General features: G+C 36.7%; 19 protein-coding genes. 3 read left to right on the forward strand and 16 right to left on the reverse strand.

Going from position 1 to position 20,341, the window contains the following annotated elements; genetic code table 11:
• The first annotated feature begins 160 nt into the window (after positions 1-160).
• Both rhuM and MM239_RS01505 read left to right on the forward strand, forming a co-directional pair.
• The gene (gene rhuM / locus MM239_RS01500) at positions 161-316 is read left to right on the forward strand and encodes a RhuM family protein (protein WP_394801475.1); all 156 of its coding nucleotides are present in this window, start codon (positions 161-163) and stop codon (positions 314-316) included.
• Positions 317-687: 371 nt separating this feature from the next.
• Positions 688-1,431, forward strand: coding sequence for a hypothetical protein (locus MM239_RS01505; protein WP_241345997.1), 744 nt, complete (start codon positions 688-690; stop codon positions 1,429-1,431).
• Between the two features lie 21 nt (positions 1,432-1,452).
• On the opposite strand, the gene MM239_RS01510 is transcribed toward MM239_RS01505, so the two are convergent.
• The 10 genes from MM239_RS01510 to MM239_RS01555 form a co-directional block, all read right to left on the reverse strand.
• Positions 1,453-1,872 (reverse strand): hypothetical protein, encoded by a 420-nt coding sequence (locus MM239_RS01510; protein ID WP_241345999.1) that lies wholly within the window; start codon positions 1,870-1,872, stop codon positions 1,453-1,455.
• A 283-nt stretch (positions 1,873-2,155) separates the two neighbouring features.
• Positions 2,156-3,673 carry an IS66 family transposase gene (gene tnpC, locus MM239_RS01515; RefSeq protein ID WP_241346001.1) on the reverse strand — a complete coding sequence of 506 codons (1,518 nt, stop codon included), beginning with the start codon at positions 3,671-3,673 and terminating at the stop codon, positions 2,156-2,158.
• 73 nt (positions 3,674-3,746) lie between these two features.
• Positions 3,747-4,094 carry an IS66 family insertion sequence element accessory protein TnpB gene (gene tnpB / locus MM239_RS01520; protein WP_089242542.1) on the reverse strand — a complete coding sequence of 116 codons (348 nt, stop codon included), beginning with the start codon at positions 4,092-4,094 and terminating at the stop codon, positions 3,747-3,749.
• Entirely contained in the window at positions 4,094-4,387 is a 294-nt protein-coding gene (tnpA, locus tag MM239_RS01525; protein ID WP_241346003.1) for an IS66 family insertion sequence element accessory protein TnpA, read from the reverse strand. Before tnpA ends, tnpB begins: the two co-directional genes overlap by 1 nt.
• A complete protein-coding gene (locus MM239_RS01530) occupies positions 4,384-4,701 on the reverse strand; it encodes a hypothetical protein (RefSeq protein WP_241346005.1) in 318 nt (105 codons plus the stop codon). Before MM239_RS01530 ends, tnpA begins: the two co-directional genes overlap by 4 nt.
• Positions 4,702-4,763: 62 nt before the next feature.
• Positions 4,764-5,447, reverse strand: coding sequence for a hypothetical protein (locus MM239_RS01535; protein ID WP_241346007.1), 684 nt, complete (start codon positions 5,445-5,447; stop codon positions 4,764-4,766).
• A gap of 26 nt (positions 5,448-5,473) precedes the next feature.
• Positions 5,474-5,980: a hypothetical protein gene (locus MM239_RS01540; RefSeq protein WP_241346009.1), complete on the reverse strand. Its 507-nt coding sequence runs from the start codon at positions 5,978-5,980 to the stop codon at positions 5,474-5,476.
• A complete protein-coding gene (locus MM239_RS01545; protein ID WP_241346011.1) occupies positions 5,977-6,180 on the reverse strand; it encodes a hypothetical protein in 204 nt (67 codons plus the stop codon). The genes MM239_RS01540 and MM239_RS01545 overlap by 4 nt, the downstream gene beginning before the upstream one ends.
• Positions 6,181-6,335: 155 nt before the next feature.
• Positions 6,336-6,716 carry a hypothetical protein gene (locus tag MM239_RS01550; protein ID WP_241346013.1) on the reverse strand — a complete coding sequence of 127 codons (381 nt, stop codon included), beginning with the start codon at positions 6,714-6,716 and terminating at the stop codon, positions 6,336-6,338.
• 53 nt (positions 6,717-6,769) lie between these two features.
• Positions 6,770-7,021, reverse strand: a complete 252-nt coding sequence (locus MM239_RS01555) for a hypothetical protein (protein WP_241346015.1) — start codon at positions 7,019-7,021, stop codon at positions 6,770-6,772.
• Positions 7,022-7,523: 502 nt separating this feature from the next.
• Here MM239_RS01555 and MM239_RS01560 point away from each other — a divergent pair.
• On the forward strand, positions 7,524-9,539 hold the full coding sequence (locus MM239_RS01560; RefSeq protein WP_241346017.1) for a MutS-related protein: 2,016 nt from the start codon (positions 7,524-7,526) through the stop codon (positions 9,537-9,539).
• Between the two features lie 97 nt (positions 9,540-9,636).
• Here MM239_RS01560 and MM239_RS01565 read toward each other — a convergent pair whose 3' ends face one another.
• The 6 genes from MM239_RS01565 to MM239_RS01590 are packed head-to-tail and all read right to left on the reverse strand — an operon-like array spanning position 9,637 to position 20,245.
• Complete coding sequence (locus tag MM239_RS01565) at positions 9,637-12,414, reverse strand: alpha-L-rhamnosidase (protein ID WP_241346018.1); 2,778 nt, start codon at positions 12,412-12,414, stop codon at positions 9,637-9,639.
• Between the two features lies 1 nt (position 12,415).
• Positions 12,416-13,966 (reverse strand): MGH1-like glycoside hydrolase domain-containing protein, encoded by a 1,551-nt coding sequence (locus MM239_RS01570; RefSeq protein ID WP_241346021.1) that lies wholly within the window; start codon positions 13,964-13,966, stop codon positions 12,416-12,418.
• A gap of 17 nt (positions 13,967-13,983) precedes the next feature.
• Positions 13,984-15,183 carry a glycoside hydrolase family 88/105 protein gene (locus MM239_RS01575; RefSeq protein WP_241346023.1) on the reverse strand — a complete coding sequence of 400 codons (1,200 nt, stop codon included), beginning with the start codon at positions 15,181-15,183 and terminating at the stop codon, positions 13,984-13,986.
• A 2-nt stretch (positions 15,184-15,185) separates the two neighbouring features.
• The gene (locus MM239_RS01580) at positions 15,186-17,648 is read right to left on the reverse strand and encodes a glycosyl hydrolase family 95 catalytic domain-containing protein (RefSeq protein ID WP_241346024.1); all 2,463 of its coding nucleotides are present in this window, start codon (positions 17,646-17,648) and stop codon (positions 15,186-15,188) included.
• Positions 17,649-17,651: 3 nt separating this feature from the next.
• Positions 17,652-19,049 (reverse strand): alpha/beta hydrolase family protein, encoded by a 1,398-nt coding sequence (locus MM239_RS01585; RefSeq protein ID WP_241346026.1) that lies wholly within the window; start codon positions 19,047-19,049, stop codon positions 17,652-17,654.
• 47 nt (positions 19,050-19,096) lie between these two features.
• Positions 19,097-20,245 carry a four-carbon acid sugar kinase family protein gene (locus MM239_RS01590; RefSeq protein ID WP_241346028.1) on the reverse strand — a complete coding sequence of 383 codons (1,149 nt, stop codon included), beginning with the start codon at positions 20,243-20,245 and terminating at the stop codon, positions 19,097-19,099.
• Between the last annotated feature and the right edge of the window lie 96 nt (positions 20,246-20,341).

The raw sequence follows: 20,341 nt of genomic DNA on the forward strand, positions 1-20,341 counted from the left end.
AACAAAAAATATCAGGACAGTTCAAATCCAACAATGGAGCTGAAAACTTCTGTGTTATAAGATCCGTCGTGGATACCCTGATCAAACGTTCGGGAAATATCTTAGAAAATCTAAATCATATAGCTAAATTAAAACCTGAGTAGTTACTTTAGATGTAATCATTTCAGAAGGTTATCGAGTCAAATCAAAACAAGGAACCCAATTTCGTATTTGGGCCACAAAACGCTTTAAAGATTACTTGATCCAAGATTACCCCATTAACGAAAATAGACTTTCACAGAAATATAAACTCTCAAGGAAGATTTTCTGGTTTTAAGCAGTGTAGCCTGATGAAATGGGTATAGTTAAGAAATTAATCATTAGTGTACTAAATAGAAACCGTAGTATCAATTCGAAGAAATGTGGTGGGATAAAATCATCACCACAGAGCAAGAAAATGAAAAGGAGCACTACCCTATTGCTTTGATATAGGTTATTTGGTCTATCCTATTGAAACCAAATTTGGGAGAAGAAATGTTATAAAGAGAAATAACCATAAATTACTTTACTGCTACAAGTCATTCTAGGATTGCAGGTTTCGTAAAGTATTAACCATGATTAATAAAAAGTCATAAAATTAATACTCTGGTATAATTTTTATACGTTTTTCAAATTATAGAAAAAAGCTTTAAGCTTCACTTAACTAAAATGAATATAGCTAAAAACAACTCAACTACTCAGGACAATCACGTCGTTTCGCTAGACAAAAAACAACATTTACTGACTATACGGTTTTTAAATACCCTAGGAATGGACGATATCCATTACCAACTTCCCAGTATTTTAAGACAGGCGTCTAATGATCTTGGTATTTTTGTAAAAGACTATTACATCATTGTTAAAGTTCGCCAAAATCTTTTTCATGGTTTTTGCTTTGAGGGAGATAAACTTATCTGTCTTTACCCCGATGAAAGTGACAGAGTCAAAGTGTTTCGTTTGTTGAAAATGCACAAAAATGGCCATATAGTTTTTGATAGTGTTGTTCGTCAGTTTCTTCTAAAATATAGCAGGATATTGAATATCAATGATTTAGAAAAACAATTGATAGGTTACCAAAAAGCTATATACAATTGGCTATTTGGTGGGAAACCACTCAATAGTTTGCATCAAGAAAAACTTATTAAATATTTTGATCCAATTTTCAATCGAAATGATAAAAGCTTTTTTGAAAAGATGAAAACGGATAATGTTATCGTTCTTAAACTTAAAGATCTTCCACATCAGTTTAGAGGAATACCTTCAAACAAAGTAAGGCTAGAGATGTTTGAAAATGAAAAATGGCATAATGCTGATCTTGTTTACTTTTGCCCATTAATTAGCATGAAAAGGTCGTATTGTCTATACAACAAGTATAAAAAGATAAATACTATATTGAAAACATCAGAAGATTAACTTAGCCTACTTTCTCTATTTCTATTTTAGATCATTAAATGTTAGCGAACTCATATCATCTTCATCAAGCCCTAGTTCTAATATCCTTTTTGAGTAATCCTCTTTTCTTAGTGGACCTTCTACATATTCACTCGCTTTTTTATCTCTAAAATTAACCTTTTTGATCACATAGCAATCCACCTGGTTTCTATCTATGTCAGCCAAGTTTATCCCTTTAGAAGGGTGTCTTTTTGCTAAGATAAAGTCATCGTTCCAATGTACTTCAAATATTGTTTGATCAATCAAGCCTTCATTGATTTTCGAATTTCCAAAACCAATACTCATTGTAACAGGAGAATTGATGGCTCGAAGGAAGTAAGACTCTCCTATTTCTTTTTGGTAAGAATAATCACAGCCACAAAAGAATACTGAAAATATTAGACAGCTTAACTTGATTTTCATTTCAAATTGGTTTTCTCAGTACAGGTGCATTTTTGTTTATAATTCTCTTTCAATCAATTTACTTTGCCCTTTTCAAAACTCGAAATTTAAGGAAGTGAAAATTTACCATTATTACAATGTAAATCAGGATTGGAAGACACATGAAAAAAGCTTTCAAACCAGGGTTATTTAAATATAGCCCAGCCGCTATCATGCACGCAAAGCCTATGGCTAGTTGTAATGCATATACCAGAAGAAGTATGTTTGTATCCGTCCGACCAACCCCATCTTGTATGGGATGATTCTATTTAGGTCGGTATTCTTCCCAGTTTGATGGGAGTAGTTGATAGAGGTCTTTTTGCTTGTGGGATTGTATTCTTTCGAACACGTCCTTGAGCCAATCGAACTCGTTGATTTTATTCTTTTTGCAACTTGCCATGAAGGAGTACATAGCCGCTGCCATTTCGGCTGCCTGATGGGATCCGGCAAAAAGATAAGCTTTTCTACCTACCGCCAACGGTCTTACTGCATTTTCAACTAAGTTGTTGTCGATTTCCATCTGCCCGTGCAAGGCATATGCACTTAATCCAGCCCATCTTTTGTGGGCGTATGCTATAGCTTGTCCCATCGGGCTTTTAGGTCTGTAGCTATACTGCTTTTCTTCCAGCCAGTTTCCGAGGTTTTCTAGAATGGGCTCCGCATGTTCCTTTCTCATTGCTGTCCGCTGTTGCCACCCCATTGAATCATCCCGCATCTTCGCTTCCAGAAGATAGAGTTTCTGGATTTCGTCGAGTATATAATTAGCCTGTTTTTCATCGTCCTTTACAGCATCCACAAACTTCCGTCTGGCATGCGCCATACAGAAAGTCAGATGGATATCCGGATGATCTCCAAAAAGTGAATCATAGACTGCAAAACCATCAGTTTGGATGATACCCCTAAAGTGCGCAAGCATTTTCTTGGGACCTGACTGATCCCTGCCTTTTTGGTAATCGAATAATACAAGCCTGTCCACAGGGGAATGATAAAGCCACATGTACCCCTGATGGATATTGTTTTTGTGGTCCCTGTCTTGGACCTTTATCGGTGTTTCATCTACCTGGAGATATTTTTGGTTGACCACAATCAGCCGAAGCAGTTCCCAAAGTGGTTTGAGATGATCCCAGCCTTTCATGACCCAATCCGATGCACTCGAAGCGGGGATGCGTACACCCATTTTGGAGTATTTATCTATCTGTCTGTGGAGTGGCATCCCATAGACGTATTTGTCAACAGTCATCTGGGCGATTACCGACTCGGATGGAATCCCTTTTTCTATCACCCTATCAGGAAGCACCCCGATAATGATGCCTTCACCGTTGGATCGGGCATACTTAGGGCGGATATAACGCTTTACATAGAATGATGCAGGGACTACCTCAAGCACTTCAGTCACTTCTTCCCCTATTCTCACGCAGTCTTCTGTAGATTCGGATGGCTCGATCACCACATCTTCTCTTCTAAGTTCTTCGGGAAGGGACATACGCCCTGAACCTTTCGACCTTTTCTTCGGAGTGGGCTTTTCGGTCACAGGTATAGATTCAGAAAGTTCTTCCTGTACTGATCTGGTGGTACCAAGTTCAAAAAGTCCCAACTGGTCATCTCCCACATTGTTTGTGCGTTTCTCACTCTTAAATCCAAAAAGATGTCTGCGGAGTTTGTCGAGTTCGAACTGCTGGTCTGAGATAATCTCTTCTTTTTTCAGCAGGTTTTCTTCTTTTTCAGATATAGTCAACAGGGCATCTTCGTACAGCTTTTTGTAGTCTTTTTCCCCGTTTTCCATGACATAAAGATACTAAAAAAAGTGGCTTTAGATACATTTTGAGGCTGTTTTTATACTCAAAAAAGAACTTTTTTTAAGCTCTTTTTAACGCATCATAGCGCTTTCTGTAGCTCACCGATTCAAGCCTTACCCCCTGTAAGAGAAGACTCAATTGATTGCTCGTAATTGAGTTTCCAGAGAGTATTGGGCGCTCAAAAGTCCCCTTCTCGAGCTTTTTGATGTACATGGCAAAACCGTCCCTATCCCACTGAAGGATCCGAATCTGGTTTGATCGTTTGCCAATAAAAACAAAAACATCACCGTTCATCGGGTCAAAGCCAAGTTTGTTGCGGACCAAACCAGCAAGTGAGTTGATCCCGAAACGCATGTCGGTTGGTTCTTTGTACATAAAGTATCTTGTAGAACTCGATAGTGCAAGCATTAAACAAGCTTTTTGATCGATTCGACATCAACCTTTCCGAAGAACTCAATACTGACTCCCGAAGGGTAATTGATTTTGAGAATAGGTTCTTTCTGAAAAACCATCTCAGGGTTGACCAAAGAAAAACCTGAATCAAAAGGAGAGTTATCCTGTTGCCCTTCAAACTTCCTGCACCAATAATAAAAAGATACTCTTGAAATACCTGCTTCTGATGCAAATGCAGCTTTGCTTAGTCCTGATCCCTGCCACTTGGTGAACAGCTTGTAATATTCGTCGTTGCTAATCTTTTTCATGATGCAAGATTACAACCCAAACAGTAATTAGAAAAGATGGGGTTTATCGGACGGATACGTATGTTTGAAAATCTGATTTTTACTTCTACAGTTCTTTTTCCAGTATCTAATTCTGGAAAAATAAATCCAACCCTCAAAATTTGAATTAGCATCAAATTATAGGAGAAAATAACTTGCGTTGGATTTGATTTCAACAATGAAAATCTGAATAAATTTGATGTTTTTTCATTTAACAATTTTTCCTTAATATCTTCTTGGGTTAGCGTTGACTTGCTTTTGCATTGAAAGGTTGGCCAAAATAAATTATTCTTCATTTCTTAGTATTTTTATAACAACCTTTCTCCTATCCCATCAAGAATGATTATTTCTATTCCCTCTAATAATCCAAAGAGTTTTCCAAAATACTTTCATATGCTTCTTTCATAATGTTGGCTATACGTACATCCAATTTGCGGTATCTTTTGTAGAGTTCTTCGTACTCGTGCCTATAATTCTCTGGATTTGATCCAGCAAAATAAAACTTCCAAAACTTCAAAATATCATTTTTGCCAAACTCATTTAAAATTTCAATACTATTAGAAATTTCCTTCGAAAACCACTGCTGAATGAGAGTTTGATAAATTGAGATTGCGTCAAATAAATTTGATAAATCATCTAATCCATCTTTATCATTATCTTCTATATAGCTAGCCTCAATAGCAATATTGACTAAATTTTTCGTAACTCTATCTTTAGGGATGTAGTAAAGATTTTGAAGCAATGTTTGAAAATGAAAACTATGAGATAGATAAAGCCTTCTCCCATCCTTCAAGTCATGTTTTTTACCATAGATCATGTTAAATTCTTCAAAACTCTCAGGCAAAGAATTAAAGAATTTCACTTCATTTTTCTCAGACAAAACAAAACTACCTTGTTGCTCAAGTAAAAATAGATTCTTGATTTTCTCATTTGTGGTATATTCTTTATTTTCAGCAAATGTGAGGGAATAAGTATTTCTGTTAGGACTATTACAACTCCCTAACAATATAATAGTTAAGGTTATTATTGTTATTTTCTTCATGTTGCTTGATTGATTGATTGATGATGTTAAAAATATTGAAATTCCATTCGGTTTTGTTTAACATCGAATTCCTTTAGAGAAATAAATAGCTTTAACAAACCATTTTCTAAAATCTCCACATCTGAATAGCTTGCTAAATCATCTTCTTTAATTACAAAAACATATAAGCAGCCGGCATATTCATTTCTTATCTGTTCTTGGATACTTTCTTTGTCAAGAAATATCCCCACTGCCCTTGATGAAAAAAACACTTTTTGACTATCCTTTTTGATCAAAAATGCAGTCCTCAGACTCTTTACATTTTCTAAGGAATCCTTTTTTGTTTCGAACTTAAGATTTCTATGATGATTCTTTATTTTGTCATCTGTCCAAGGTCTAATTATCTCAACATTAGAAACTTCAGGAATGGAGTCACCATGAACGCAATAAAAAATATTTACACTTGACTTGTTTGATAGTATAATTTCTTGGCGAACTTCTTTTTTACATCCAAAGAGAAAGGACAGAAGCACTAAGATTAATAAGTGTTTCATTTTTTAAGTAATTTTATATCTCCAAAGTCAACCTTTTTAATCATATAGTAATTTACCTGATTTCTATCAAAGTTAGTAAAGTTAATCCCTTTAGAAGGATGTCTTTTTGATAATATAAACTCATCGTTCCAATTTACTTCAAATACAGTTTGATCGATTAATCCTTCATTTAATTCCGATTTCCCAAAACCAATACTCATTATAACTGGAGAATTGATGGCTCGAAGGAAATAAGACGCTCCTATTTGCTTTTGGTAAGAATAGTCGCAACCTAAAAGTATAATGCAAAGAATCAATCAAATAACTTATTTTGGTCTTCATAGATTTAGTGTTTTTCTGAACCCATTTCAACTGGTTAATGAACTAAAAATTGATACAAAAATGGAAACTCTGTCTCGATCTGCTTGCTTGTCAGTTTTGGAATGTTTCCATATTCCAGCCCAACATCCACATAAGATTTAATAAGATTCCTTTGTTCTGAGTTAATTCCAAGTATTGACTCTAAATATTTCATTTCGCCTGTTATAAGAATCAATTCTACTAATACAGCTCCATGATTATATCCAGCTGCATTCTGAAATTCCATAAGTGATAACTCTTTGATGGATTCCCCATTTCCATTTAAAGCTTTTATCAATATTCCACAATAATCTATTGACCTTTCATTTGCTGAAATTTCCAGCAATTCACTTACCTCAATTTTAGAAATTCCACAATTATTTTTACAAGAAATCATTATAAATATGACGGTATATGCAATAAAATTCCTCAAACAAATCAACCTCATCTCTATTCTTTTTTAGTTGGTGTTTTATCCTCTCCTTTAACTTCAACAGTTCTATAATGATATAACCAAGAAAATGAATTCCAGCTTTGATTACCTCTTCGTTCAGGAAAATAGTCTTTTGTAGTAACTTCATTAGTTGGTAACCCCTCTTGATAATTATCAAAATCAATAATAGAAAGTTTTCCAGTGGATTTATTAAATGCAATATCAACATACCCCGAAACCATCTCATCCGGTTCAATAAACCTAATCATGTTGATCCAAAAGCACTATTTGGAATTGCTTGAGTTTAGCTTGAATTTCCTTCATAACTCATCATTCAGATGAATCGTTAATTTATTGAACATTAGCGAAAAAGAAAATAGCACCCGTTTATTGATGAAATAACTAACAAAAAAGTTTGATGATGTTCTTACAGATATTCCTCTTATATTTAAATGGATCTTAATAAAACTAATTAAGCTGGATTGAAGACTATACTATTATACTATAAGGAAATTAGCAGTTTCAACGCACCATTTTCTATCTTGATAGGCTTATTATTTTTCTTTCTTGATCAGAGTTTTTTAAGAGGATTTATGCTATCATTCCTCACTGGGGGTATGCTTTTAGCGATTTATTTATATGAAAAAAAATATAGAGAAAAATACTTTTTTTACTTCAATCAAGGTCACTCCAAACTAAAACTGATAGTTTTAGCTCAAATACTAAACGTTTTAGTTTCTATTGTTTTATTCACACTTGAAAAAGTATATTATGGATTGTAATCAACTTGAAATAAGTGGAATTATAAAAAAGTTTAATCATAAGACACTTATCTCTGACATATACCTTCTTTGCAAAACAGGTGAAGCTCTAGGAATATTGGGTAGAAATGGGTCAGGTAAATCTACTCTTTTTCAAATTGTGTTTGGAACTCTACCGGCGGAGGACAAAATGATACGGATCAACAACACCGTATATCATGAGCCATATAAAAAAGGTGATCTTATTGGTTATCTTCCTCAGCACAACTTTCTGCCTACACGCATAGCTATAAAACGAATCATAGACATTTTCATTACAAGTAAAATTCAAAGACAAAGAGTTTTAGAAGATGAAAGAATATCCAAACATCTAAATAAAAAAGTTTCCTCCTTGTCTGGAGGTGAACTCAGGTATTTGGAGGTTTTGTTGATTTGTCATTTGCCAGTCAAATTCATTTTACTAGATGAGCCATTTTCTGGAATAGAGCCTTTGTACAAAGAGTTGATCAAAGAACTGATAGCTATCCATAAAAAAGATAAGGGTTTTTTAATCACTGATCATGACTATATGAACATTATCGATATCAGTGATCAATTATACTTGATGAATAATGGAGCATGCCTCCAGATAAATAACTATAAAATAGAGCTTGAATACCACAATTACTTACCAAAGGGAACATTCAGTGACATTAAGGAAATTGCTAAACATGAACCATTTGAAATTGATCAGCAAACACTAAAAGACCTAGACTTTTTTGATTCCTATCAAGAAGGTGAAATGTTTGCATTTTTCAATAAAGTAAGTACCTCTGGGGGAAAAATAAAACTGACTGAAATCATCAAGTCTCCATCTAAAAATATTGATGAAATCGAAAGCCGAAGGGATGCAATTAAATATTTGATGGACGCACAAATCAATTTTAACTTTGACAAAAAACAGCTTAATGCTGTGGAGTATTATCTTCGATCGAGTATTCCATTGTATAAAAAGGGATTTGAAGCATCTTTAATCCAATATTTGAAAAATTATTTCGCCCCCTCTGGAAACTACTATACCGTAGAAACGGGTGTGCATCATATTTTTCAGTTTCTTACTTTCCTTCATTCGGTTGTTGAAAAACTGAAGGGAGAAGCACTTCCCCCCTATCTTTCGAAAATATCTTTCAGGGTTTCCGAGATATTAAGCAAAAGAGAATTGAATGAAATCATACAGACAAATGAGAAGATTTTTCCAATTGGGAAATTTGATCAGTATTTAAGAAAAAGTAAAGATTTAAGAGAACTTCTAGAAATCATTTATTTGCTGGATGTACTTTTGACCGTAGGTCAAGTAGCAAAAAAACAAAATTTGAGCTTTCCCGAATACGCCCTCTCAGAGTATGTAATGGTAGATATCAAAGGATTGTTCCACCCTTTGGTGCAAGGTGCAGTAACCAATGATTTTTGTCTAAACAAAGAGAATAATTTATGTTTTTTGACAGGAGCAAATATGTCTGGGAAGTCGACTTTTCTTAAATCCTTTGGTTCTGCGATGTATTTGGCACATTTAGGATTTCCTGTCCCAGCAAAAAGCATGAAAACCTCCATATTTAATGGTATGATGACCACTATAAACCTTTCCGACAACCTAATGCATGGATATAGTCATTACTACAATGAGGTAATGAGAATAAAAACTATGGCTAGTTCTATTAAGGAGCATAAGCATATGATAGTAATCATGGATGAATTGTTCAAAGGCACCAATGTAGAAGATGCTTCAGAGGCAACATCACGGCTAGCGGAAGCCCTATCAAACATCCCCTCTAGCCTTTTTATAATATCTTCTCATAATGTAGAAGTAGCTAATAGGATCAATCACATTACAAACATATCTTTCAATCACTTTGAATACAAAGAGATCGATAACCATCCATCTTATACATTTAAATTGGTAAAAGGCGTATCCAATGATAGAGCTGGATTACGAATCTTAGAAAATGAAGGGGTTTTTGAGATGTTGAAATTTAAGCGTAAAGATTAATACTTCTAATGAAAATTAGTGAGTTTGGTTTTGATAGAAAGTCACCGAAGGCTAATGGAAAAGGAATAATTCAATATAGTAGTGGGAAATTATCCAACTAATCTAAATCCTGAAATGATATCTTGTAGCTACCTGACCTTAAATCAAATACCCCATTTGCATTCTTCGAAGGCTTCAACTCTTCAACTACCATATCACCTTTCATTCCCAAAAGCTGAAGATTTGAGATTGATTTTGGCAATGTAATGGTTGCGGATGAATTGGCTGGTATTTTTATATCCCATACAATTTTTACACCTTCTCTTTTCCAATGTGATGCAATTTGACCAAAAGGTCCATCATGAGAAGCTTTGACATAATCCAGCTCTTTGACAAAAGACGGTTTCATAATTACATGCTTAAATCCAGGGTTCTCGGGATCTGATTTGATTCCAGCAAGATTTTCGTAATACCAAACAATCAAATCTCCTAAAAGCATCACATGGTTTTGAGAGTTCATAGAAGGATTGGCTACATTCCCATGCCATAGCTCCCAGATGGTGGTAGCTCCATGCTCAACCATATATCCCCAACTCGGATAGGTTCTATTGGTAGCCAACTTCATTGCTAAATCTACTCTTCCACGATCTGTGAGTGTACGCATAAGCCACTGAACCCCAACCACACCAGTACTCAAGTGTCCTTTATGGGTAACTTCAATGCTGTTTACTAGATTGTCAAAAACCTTATCGCGATGCTCATCATTAACCAAACCAAAATGCAAAGCCAATAAATTATCCGTCATTTTGTTTTCTCCAAAATAACCCGCCTCATTGTAAAATGAATGCTGAAAAGCATTCTTGACCTGACCAGCCAATTCCTGAAAATTAGCAATATCATCTTCTCTGCCAATAATTTTTGCAAACGCTGACATTATTTGCAAGTAATAATAATGATAAGCAGTAGAAATCAACTTACTAGGTCTTTTGACATCCGCATTCTGTCCCACAGCCTCCTCTATACTTGGTGGTGGAACACACCAGTCTCCGTAACTATCTTTAGTCAAAATGTAAGCATCATCCATGTAATTAGATTTCATATATTCCAACCATAGCTTGATTGCTTCGTAGTTTTCCTCAATCACTTTTTGATCCCCTGTTTGTCTAAAGAGCATATCTGTGACATTGACGATAGTGCCAGCCCAGGACATGTTATCACTATAATATCTCCAAAAAGCTGGGGCAACGTCTGGAATGCTTCCATCGCTTTTTTGGGAAAGTCTTATATCCTCAAGCCACTTCACATAAATTCGGGAGTTGTCAAACATAAAACTTTCTCCATAAGAACTCGTCGGTCTATCCCCTAGCCACGGTTGTCGCTCATTTCTTTGAGGACAATCTACAGGCATTCCTTTGTAGTTGCCTGCTATACTCCACCATGCATTGTTGTAAACAGCATTAATGGTTGGATCAGAAGTTTCAAAATGCCCCACCGTCTGAATATCATCATATATCATTTTCCCTACAAAGTCATCCAATGTAGGCTCGTTAGGGAATCCTTTGATTTCAACATACCTAAAACCATGATAAGTAAATCTTGGCTCCCAAATTTCCAGACCTTCACCATTCAGAATATAAGTATCTTGGGCTTTGGCATCTCGTAGATTAGTCAAAAAAAGTGTACCATTTTCGTTCAAAGATTCTGCAAATTTCAGTTTTACTTCTTGACCTTTATTACCTTGAACTTTTATTTGAAGCCACCCTGTCATATTTTGTCCCATATCTAGGATAATATCTCCATTTTCTTGTGGGTAAATTTTGATGGGTTTTAGTTCCATCATTACCTTCATATTCTCATTTGTTTGGGCTTGAAAATCTCCCTCAGGCTCTTGTACATATTCAGCATTGAACCATGAGGATTCATCAAATCCAATAGCACTCCATCCAAGCATTTCTTTTCTGGCATCATAATCTTCTCCATCATACTCATTATTGGATCGGATAGGTCCATCAGCGGTCATCTTCCAGGATTCATCTGTTTTAATCACTTCTTTTGAACCATCTACATATTCAATATGGAGCTGTAAGGCCATTTTTGGAAATCCAAAATTTTTGATCTTGTAAGGCTTATAATTTTGCCTCATGGTAAAAAATCTTCCATTTCCCAAAATCACACCTAACGCATTTTTACCTTGAGCCAATTGAGAAGTAATATCGAATACATTTATTTTTACATTCTGATGATAATCAGTTGGAACAGGTGCTAATACCTGATCACCTACTTTTTCCCCATTGACATGAAGCTCGTACAGGCCTAGTCCTATAATGTGTAGATTTGCAGATTTTATCTGTTTTTTAGCTTCAAATTCTTTCCTGAAATAGCGCGCTGATAATTTAGAAAAAGTGCTTATATCATCCCATTCACTCGCTTTGTCCATCCCAATCCATCGTGTAGACTTCCAATCATTATAATTTGTGATCCCTTTGGTCCAAAAACCTCCCTGTACCCACTCAGAATCCCCCTTATTGGTAGTCACTTTAACTTTCCAATACGCCTTTTGATTATTAGAAAGTGTATTCCCACCATAGGACACACCTATAGATCGATCACTTAGCACATCATTTGAATCCCAAAGATCAGCGATTTCAGCTTTTAAGTTCTCCTCTGTACTGGCAACCAGTATTCTATAGGAAACCTGACGAATATCATTTTCATCCCCACTCAATTTCCAGCTGAGCCTAGGATGGTCTACGGGAAGCCCGAGTGGGTTTGTTAAGCCTTCTACCTTCAGATCATACACTTGAATATCAATATTCACAGACTCATTTTCAGTACAAGAAAATAAGGTATGCCATGAAAAAAGAATCAATAAAAGAAAGCTTGAGGTATATTTCATTTTATTTACTTTGACTTTCCACTAGGATTTTCTCTAAGTGTTGGGAAGAAGCTATTTCCTTTCCATTTCTTAATATTCTCATGCCTTCACCTAAGTTATACTTCTCCCCTGACTTGTCCCATACAATAGTTAGTATATCACCTTTGTAAGACACATTGTCTAAGCAAAACCAATCCCATGTATCTTCAGGTATGAGCGGGTTTACTTCTATCATGTCGTCAGCTCTTGGCCTTAAGCCTACCAATCCAGATATCAGCATATCGTTAAAGGTTGAATGATTATAATAGCGGCTTCTTTCCTGATCTCCCTTTAGCCAAAACCCTGTTTTTTCATCCAAATACTCACCAATATAAGGCCTGCCTCTATAATATTGAGATTCTACATACAGGTTAAACAATTGGAAATAGTCCACATTATCTACCACGGGCTGAGTATAATTATTCAGCACATTAGCCATAGCAGTCATGGTTTGACTGGTGGCAAATGGCCAAATAGCCCCATCCCATTCACAACTACAACATCCATGTGAACGAAAATCAGGATGTCTACATTCTGCAGTTGTCAATCCAAAAGGTGCAAGAAAACCGCCTTTATCTTTGACCTGCTCCCATGCCTTTTCTTTTCCGCTATCAGGAAGGTTAAAATACCAGGGAATAAATCCAATCGCTTCTCTAACTCCAGCAAATTCCCCTTCTTGTGTCAAAGTTTCGAAAAATTCAGATTCAGGATTCCATAGATTTTCTTCTACGAGCAATTTCATGGTATCAGCTTTTGCTTCAAACAAAGCGACATCATCATGCTCGCCTATCATTGCAGCGATTTTTGATAATGCAATAGCGTTTCCAAACATGTAACTATTGATGGTCGGGCGAGCATTTTGCTCCCTTCTTCCACCACTCAATGATTCTTCCATTCCATCTTTTACATCATGCTGCCAGAATAAGCCTGACGGTAGCCTTCTATCTCCTTCCCAAGCAAAATATTCATTTCGTAAGTCTGGGTACATATCCTTCAAAAACTCCTCATCATTATCCACCAAAAATTTATTATACAGCGCATCTGCTGTCCAGCTACTAAATGATCTAAGTTTTTTCATTGGCCCGCCTTCATTTCCTCGAAACCAAATATGTACATATTCATGAAGGTGTTGAGGGTTGTGTAGCCACCTAGATTCATATATGTGATGCCCCAAAGCACAGCTTATCATATTGTACTCATCTGCATATGGTCTATCTACAAGGAACTCGGTCATCACATGTCCTTTCGGGGTTTCTTTGATATGCTTTCGCAAAGACCACCACCTGTAATAATAAATCTCTTCAAAATTTTTCTGAGGACATTCAAACAAAGGAATATTTTCTTCCATCCACTGCCATGATTGCTCATTGGTAATTGCTTGCTTGATGTTCTCATCTTCCATCTCGTTGAAATAATCAACATGAAATTTAAAATTCTTTGACTTCAAAACAGCAGGCCCTTTAGTTTCAACTTCTTGACAGCTTAAAAGGAGAATTGCACTTGCAAACAGGTATATGGGTAGTTTAAGATTCATATTCAAACCTATAAATATTATTTGATTGATCTTTCATGCTCTATGCTGGCCATGATTGCTGGAGCTGTAGCTTTTGGATCATTGTCTTTTACTGGTTCAGATATATAATATTCAAAGCTTCCATCTCTATTATCTGGACCACCCAATCCTGCCACTATACAGCCATGAGAGACAGAAACAATTCCATTTTCATCAGTTTTAAAAAATTGGCTCACCAGTCCTTCATATCCTTTTTGTGCCGTTACTAGGTAAGATTCACTCAAGTAACCCATACGAATCCCTTTGTATAAGAAGTATACAAACATGGCTGTCCCAGAAGATTCAAGATAATTCCCTTCTCGATCACCTAAATCTGTCACTTGATACCATGCACCAGTTGATTTATCTTGGTGCATTCTTATACCTTCCGCAACATTTTTAGCGATTTCAATCAATTCCTGCCGACCTGAATGTTCCTTCGGTAGAAAATCCAATACATCTACAATTGCCATCGCATACCAGCCAATGCTCCTACTCCAAAAATTAGCCGAAAGACCAGTTTCCTTATTTGCCCACGGTTGTTCTCTACTTTCATCCCAACCGTGATAAAGTAACATCTTTTCTGGATGATAAGCATGTCTTGCCATTAATGTAATCTGATTGACCACATCATCAAAATAAGCAGGCTGATCGAATGCTTTTGCATATGCAGATAAAAAAGGAGACGCCATATAAATTCCATCAAGCCATTTCTGATGAGGGTAACGTAACTTATGCCAATACCCACCTTCACTTGTCCTGGGGTGAGAAGCCAATTGTTTTATCAATGTATCAATTGCTTTAACATATCTTTCATCATTGGTTTTTTGATAAAGCGGAATTAAGAGTTTTCCTGAATTGATATTGTCAATATTGTATGACTTGAGCTCATAAGTATTGATGTGTCCATCTTCCTTGATTACATTTTCGCCAAAAGTCTTTACAAAATCAAAATACTTTTGCTCCCCAGTATACTCCCACATATCCAACATAGACTTCCCGATCAAACCTTGATGATAGCCCCAATGCGGATTCTCAGACATCAATTGTGTAAATCGCAAAATATCAGACTCAGCCAATTGTACAGACAATGGTTTTTCCTCAATGATATTTTCTATGTCTTTGCTTTCAGTGTTCGTTTTGCAAGAAGCAAAAATTAAACAGATGGAAAGGATTGTGATTGCTACTTTTAAATTCATGATCATTTTCTATAGAAAGTATAAGTTTTACCCTTTGTTGTCATTATATCGTATTCCCAGAATTTTGGTAATTCCACCTTATTGAGTTTCACTTCAGGAGAAATGATGGGATCATTGATCTTCATGATTTCGAATAAATGGTTGGGGTTCGAGCCCTTCGCCTTAGACATTCTAAAGCCTTTTTCGTTGCGAAGCTGATCGGAAGATCTCAGGCGTAGATTGCCTCCAATTCTAGCTTTCACGACTAGTTTTTCAATTTTATTTTGTTTCCATGTCAACTCTATTATTTCAAAAGCTCCTCTAGCTACTAAACCATGAATGCTTCCCGCTTCCCATACATCGGGTAGAGCGGGTAGTAAATGTATAGCACCATCGTGGCTTTGCATGAGCATTTCTGCGATTCCAGCTGTACATCCAAAATTTCCATCTATCTGGAATGGAGGGTGTGCATCAAGTAAATTTGGATATGTCCCCCCACCTTTCTTATCTGGTGTCACCAACGATAATTGATCTTGCAACAATTTGTAAGCATGATTTCCATCTAAAAATCTAGCCCATAAATTCACTTTCCATCCCATTGACCACCCTGTAGAAGGGTCTCCTCGGAAAATCAGGCTTGTCCTAGCTGCATCGAAGAGCTCAGGAGTACGAATAGGAGAAATCTGATTGCTAGGTGCTACCCCATAAAGATGTGAAACATGTCTATGCTGGTCTTTCGGGTCGTCCCAATCATGCATCCATTCCTGCAATTGACCATGCTTACCTACTTGCATTGGAGGCATCCTTTTTTTAGCCTTCTCCACTTCCATCGCAAACGCTTCATCTTTCCCAAGAATTTTGGAAGCCCTACTTATGTTTGAAAACAGGTCAAAAACCAATTGATTATCTATCGTCACCCCTGCCGCTGTAGTTGCCTTCCCCCCACTCCCTGCATGAACATTTTCTGGTGAATTGGAAGGTGTCACCACTAGCCAATTGTTTTCAGGCTCTTCAATCATAAAGTCGAGGAAAAACTCGGCTGCTCCTTTCATCACTGGATATACCTCTTCGAGGTATTGCTTGTCACCAGTAAAAAGGTATCGTTCCCATAAATGTTGACTTACCCAAGCACCTGCACTCGGCCACATACCTGAAGGAGCGCGGTCCAATGGGCCAGCGATCCTCCATATATCTGTATTATGATGCAAAACCCACCCTTTTGCACCATAAAGTTTCTCAGCAGCCTCTCTTCCTGTTTCACTCACTTCTTTCACAAGTTGTAGGAATGGTTCATGCATCTCTGTCAGGTTAGTAACTTCTGCTGGCCAATAATTCATTTCTGCATTGATATTGACTGTATATTTACTATCCCAAGATGGGAAAAGTCTATCATTCCAGATACCTTGTAAATTTGCTGGTTGCCCACCAGGCTGTGAGCTACTGATCAAAAGGTATCTTCCAAATTGGAAATAAAGTGCTACCAAATGTGGATCAAACCCTTGGGAGAACTCTGCCACCCTTTGGTCGGTGGGTTTTGAAGCAGCCTCTGTAATACCCAAATCAATGGAGACACGATCCATGTATCCTTTAAAATAATCAACGTGGCTACTTTTGATGGATTCAAAATCTTTTGAAAAAGCATTTTCGAGCAACTCCTGGCTCTTGCTAACTTCATCTCCAGATATATCTTTGTAGTTGATAAAATTAGTAGCCATCGACACATAGACCAGGACTTCATCAGCACCTTCTATTTGGATTATTCCATCTTTCACAATTTGCTTTCCACCAGTGAGCTTTGCTTTAACCCTTCCTTGAAATTTCAATCTCCCCGGTTGTTTTTCATGCATACTTGATACTCCTGAGACTAAGATTTGATCATTCTCGGTGACCGCATCGGCATTATCATGTGGGCTATTCAATTGTAACTGACAAGTGATTTTCCCCGGCTGGTCAGTTGATAACCTCAGCAGTATCACCTGATCATCAAAAGCAGTCAGCACTTCTCTTTTGAAATTTACCCCATCTACTTTGTACTGCACTGTACTGATAGCATTCTCGATATCCAATTCTCTATAGTATGCTGAATAATCAGCATGGCCAGGAAAAGAAACAAATAAATCACCAAAAGTCTGATAAGGCATCCCATGATTGGTTTGAGACATGATTTCTTTTGTCGCCAAGTCTTGAGCCTCTACATACTTCCCTTCAAAAATCAGTTTTCTTACAGTCGGTAAAGCATCCTTGGCTTTGTCATGTATATTGTTGTTTGGTGATCCTGCCCAAAGTGTTTCTTCATTCAATTGTAGTCTTTCCATTGCAGGTGTACCAAACACCATAGCCCCTAGTCTACCGTTTCCCAAAGGCAAGGCTTCATTCCAGTTTGATGCTGGTCTGTCGTACCAAAGTTTCATTTTATCATCAAACTCCTGTGCTGATACACAGAATACCACAAGTGTCAATAGCAATCCAAAAGCAATCTTCATCATAATTTATTTACTGTATTCCATCAATATTTCAACCAATGCATCTAAACCATGTATAGCGTGCTTAGGTAATTTTTCTCCTTCAACTCCGAAGACTTTCATTTTATCTTCTTCCTCTATTGTTATGAATGATTCATCAAATGATCCGTTTCCCTGAAGATGTTTCTTTTGATCTAATTCTAGAAATTCTGCCATAAAAGTATATACAGCGCCTCTTTTTGACACCCCATAATCATGACCTTCATTTTCAAAATGGGCATTGACAGCTAAGCTATCGGCATCATAAAACCCATATATCCTTTGGATAAAAGGGAACTCTAAGTTTGGAACTGTTCGTGTCCAATCTTTTCCATCAGATACAATCAATTGTGGTTTGGGTGCTGCCATTGCGGATACCTCTGCGTTGTTGGTTCGCTGACCACAGAGATGGTATGGTAGACCACTTTCACAGGGACACCCCCCAGAAAAATGAGAGGAAACCATCACTACTGGTGCAGACACTTTAATTCTATCATCAATAGCTGTAAGCATAAGGGTCTGAGAGCCTCCTCCTGAGCCTCCAGTTACGGCTACTCTTTCGCTATCCGCTTCGGGTAAATTTAGCAAGTAATCTAGCCACTTGACACCATGAATCAATTGCATTTTGGCCGCAGTACTAGTGCGATGATCATCTTCATGGAACTGTAATAAGGATTCACCCCATGCAAATAAATCATAGCTAACTACAATGGCTCCCATGCTGGCAAGCATGGCATTTCTTATTTGTTGATCATTACCATATCGCCCATTGGCAAAATGACCGTTTGGAGAAAGTATTGCTGGATGATTTTTCTTCTTTGTGCCTATTGGGCGATATATTGAGCCTGTAGTATATACGCCAGGAAAAATTTCTAAGGCTACATTTTCTACTGAATACCTTTTATATTTTCTAAAATCTGACTTGAAGACGCTTAAAATTGGATTATGCAAAATTTGGGGAAAACCCAAGGTTTCCAAAAAGCAAGCTTTCAATAAAGCTTTTCTTTCTTCCCAATCAGATTGATTTTGGTAAGCACTTGAGAGTCTATTCAGTTGATTTTTCCCATAATAGATCGAATTTCTAGCATATTCATATTTTCTCACTTCATATTTTCGTAAATCGATTTGATGAAATGTCAAATCAAAAGGGGCCAAAATATGAATCAAAGAATACTCCAAATTGGTAGGGTCAATTTTCCATTCACCATATGGCACTATTATCCCAGAAACTAATTCAGGTTTGAAAGTAATGCTTACACTGAAGAGGGTTTCAATTTGACCTAAGACATTGACTAGAGGAATTTTATAAGCATCATCAGCCGTTTGAGCCCTACTCATTTTATGGATAGAAATGAGAAGAATAACAGCAACAAGGATCCTTTTCATTTCAAAGTACCCCTTGTCTTTAACCTTAATCTGTTTAAGGAAGTGAATCAAAACACAGATTTTGTTTGAATCATATAATGCTTGATAGAATAAGGCCAAGGATAACTGCCTGGCTTGATGGTGATTTTCAAATCATCAACATTTGTTTCGAATCTTACTACACCTGGACACAGCTCTTCCAATACCCTCATACTTCCAATACCCAATTTGTCGATTATCGCATAGGAAGTAGCGCCGCCAGCAATCAGCAATTCATTAATGGAGCCATCTTTGATCAATTCAATGACGGTATCTGAAATCCCATTTTTGAGTATCAAAGGATCGCCTTTTTCACCTTTATGTTCTTGGATGTAAAGCAAAACACTACCTGAATCTTTGATATTCCTTTTTGCTTCATTTGAGAAAGATTCATCATCCATACTTTGGTGTAATCCTAAACATGTCAAACCTTCTGACTCGACAGCCGAGATGAATTTTTTGTTGTATTCATGTGCGCTTCCCAAGACCATAAGTGCATTCCCTTTGAAAGGGCTTTTTCTCCTGTCTTGCTTTTGTACAAGATTAGCATAGAATTGAGTCAAAAAAGCCTCAAAAAAAGCACCACTCCCTGCATGTAAAAACCCATTTGATGATTTTTCAAGCCAAAAATCCATATCTTCAAAACTTTGAGCATCAGGAATATTAAGTCCATCCTTAAGTTGATCTACTAAGTCACTTCCGTAATGAACGAGAAATTTACTTGGCCCAATCAAATCCCTCACATTCGATGATTTTATAGGGTATTCAGGATCTCTTGAGAAGCTCGTTTGTGACAATGAAATATCTTGCAAAAAATACTCTCCGTTTTCAATTTTTCTATCTGTATATGGGTTGACTGGAATGAAAAGGACATTTTCAATTTCCAGCTCATCACATATTTCCTCTATCTCTGCTGATACATGCCCTCTGAAAACAGAATCAGCCTTTTTGAATAAGCCTGAAAACCCTACCTCTTTCAATTTTCTTATCAAGGTATTGACCTCTTTTCTTGCCTCAACTTCTGACATGGACCTTGTGTCTGTGGCAATGACAGTCACGCCCTCTTGAGGCGTGCAAAAGCCAATTGAAAAAGAAACTGGAATTTCCAATCTTGCGCAAATCCCTGCCAACTCCGCTGCACCTGACATGTCGTCGGCTATAACTACAACTTTTCCCAAAATTAAAATATTTATATGTTAATACTTATTCCTCTTATCGCTATTGGTTTAAGCAAAGCTTTATTTAAGCTGGGTTATTTCCCTTAATAACTAGAT

It is taken from the genome of Belliella filtrata (assembly GCF_022549775.1).
In the GTDB taxonomy this organism is placed as follows: Bacteria; Bacteroidota; Bacteroidia; order Cytophagales; family Cyclobacteriaceae; genus Belliella; species Belliella filtrata.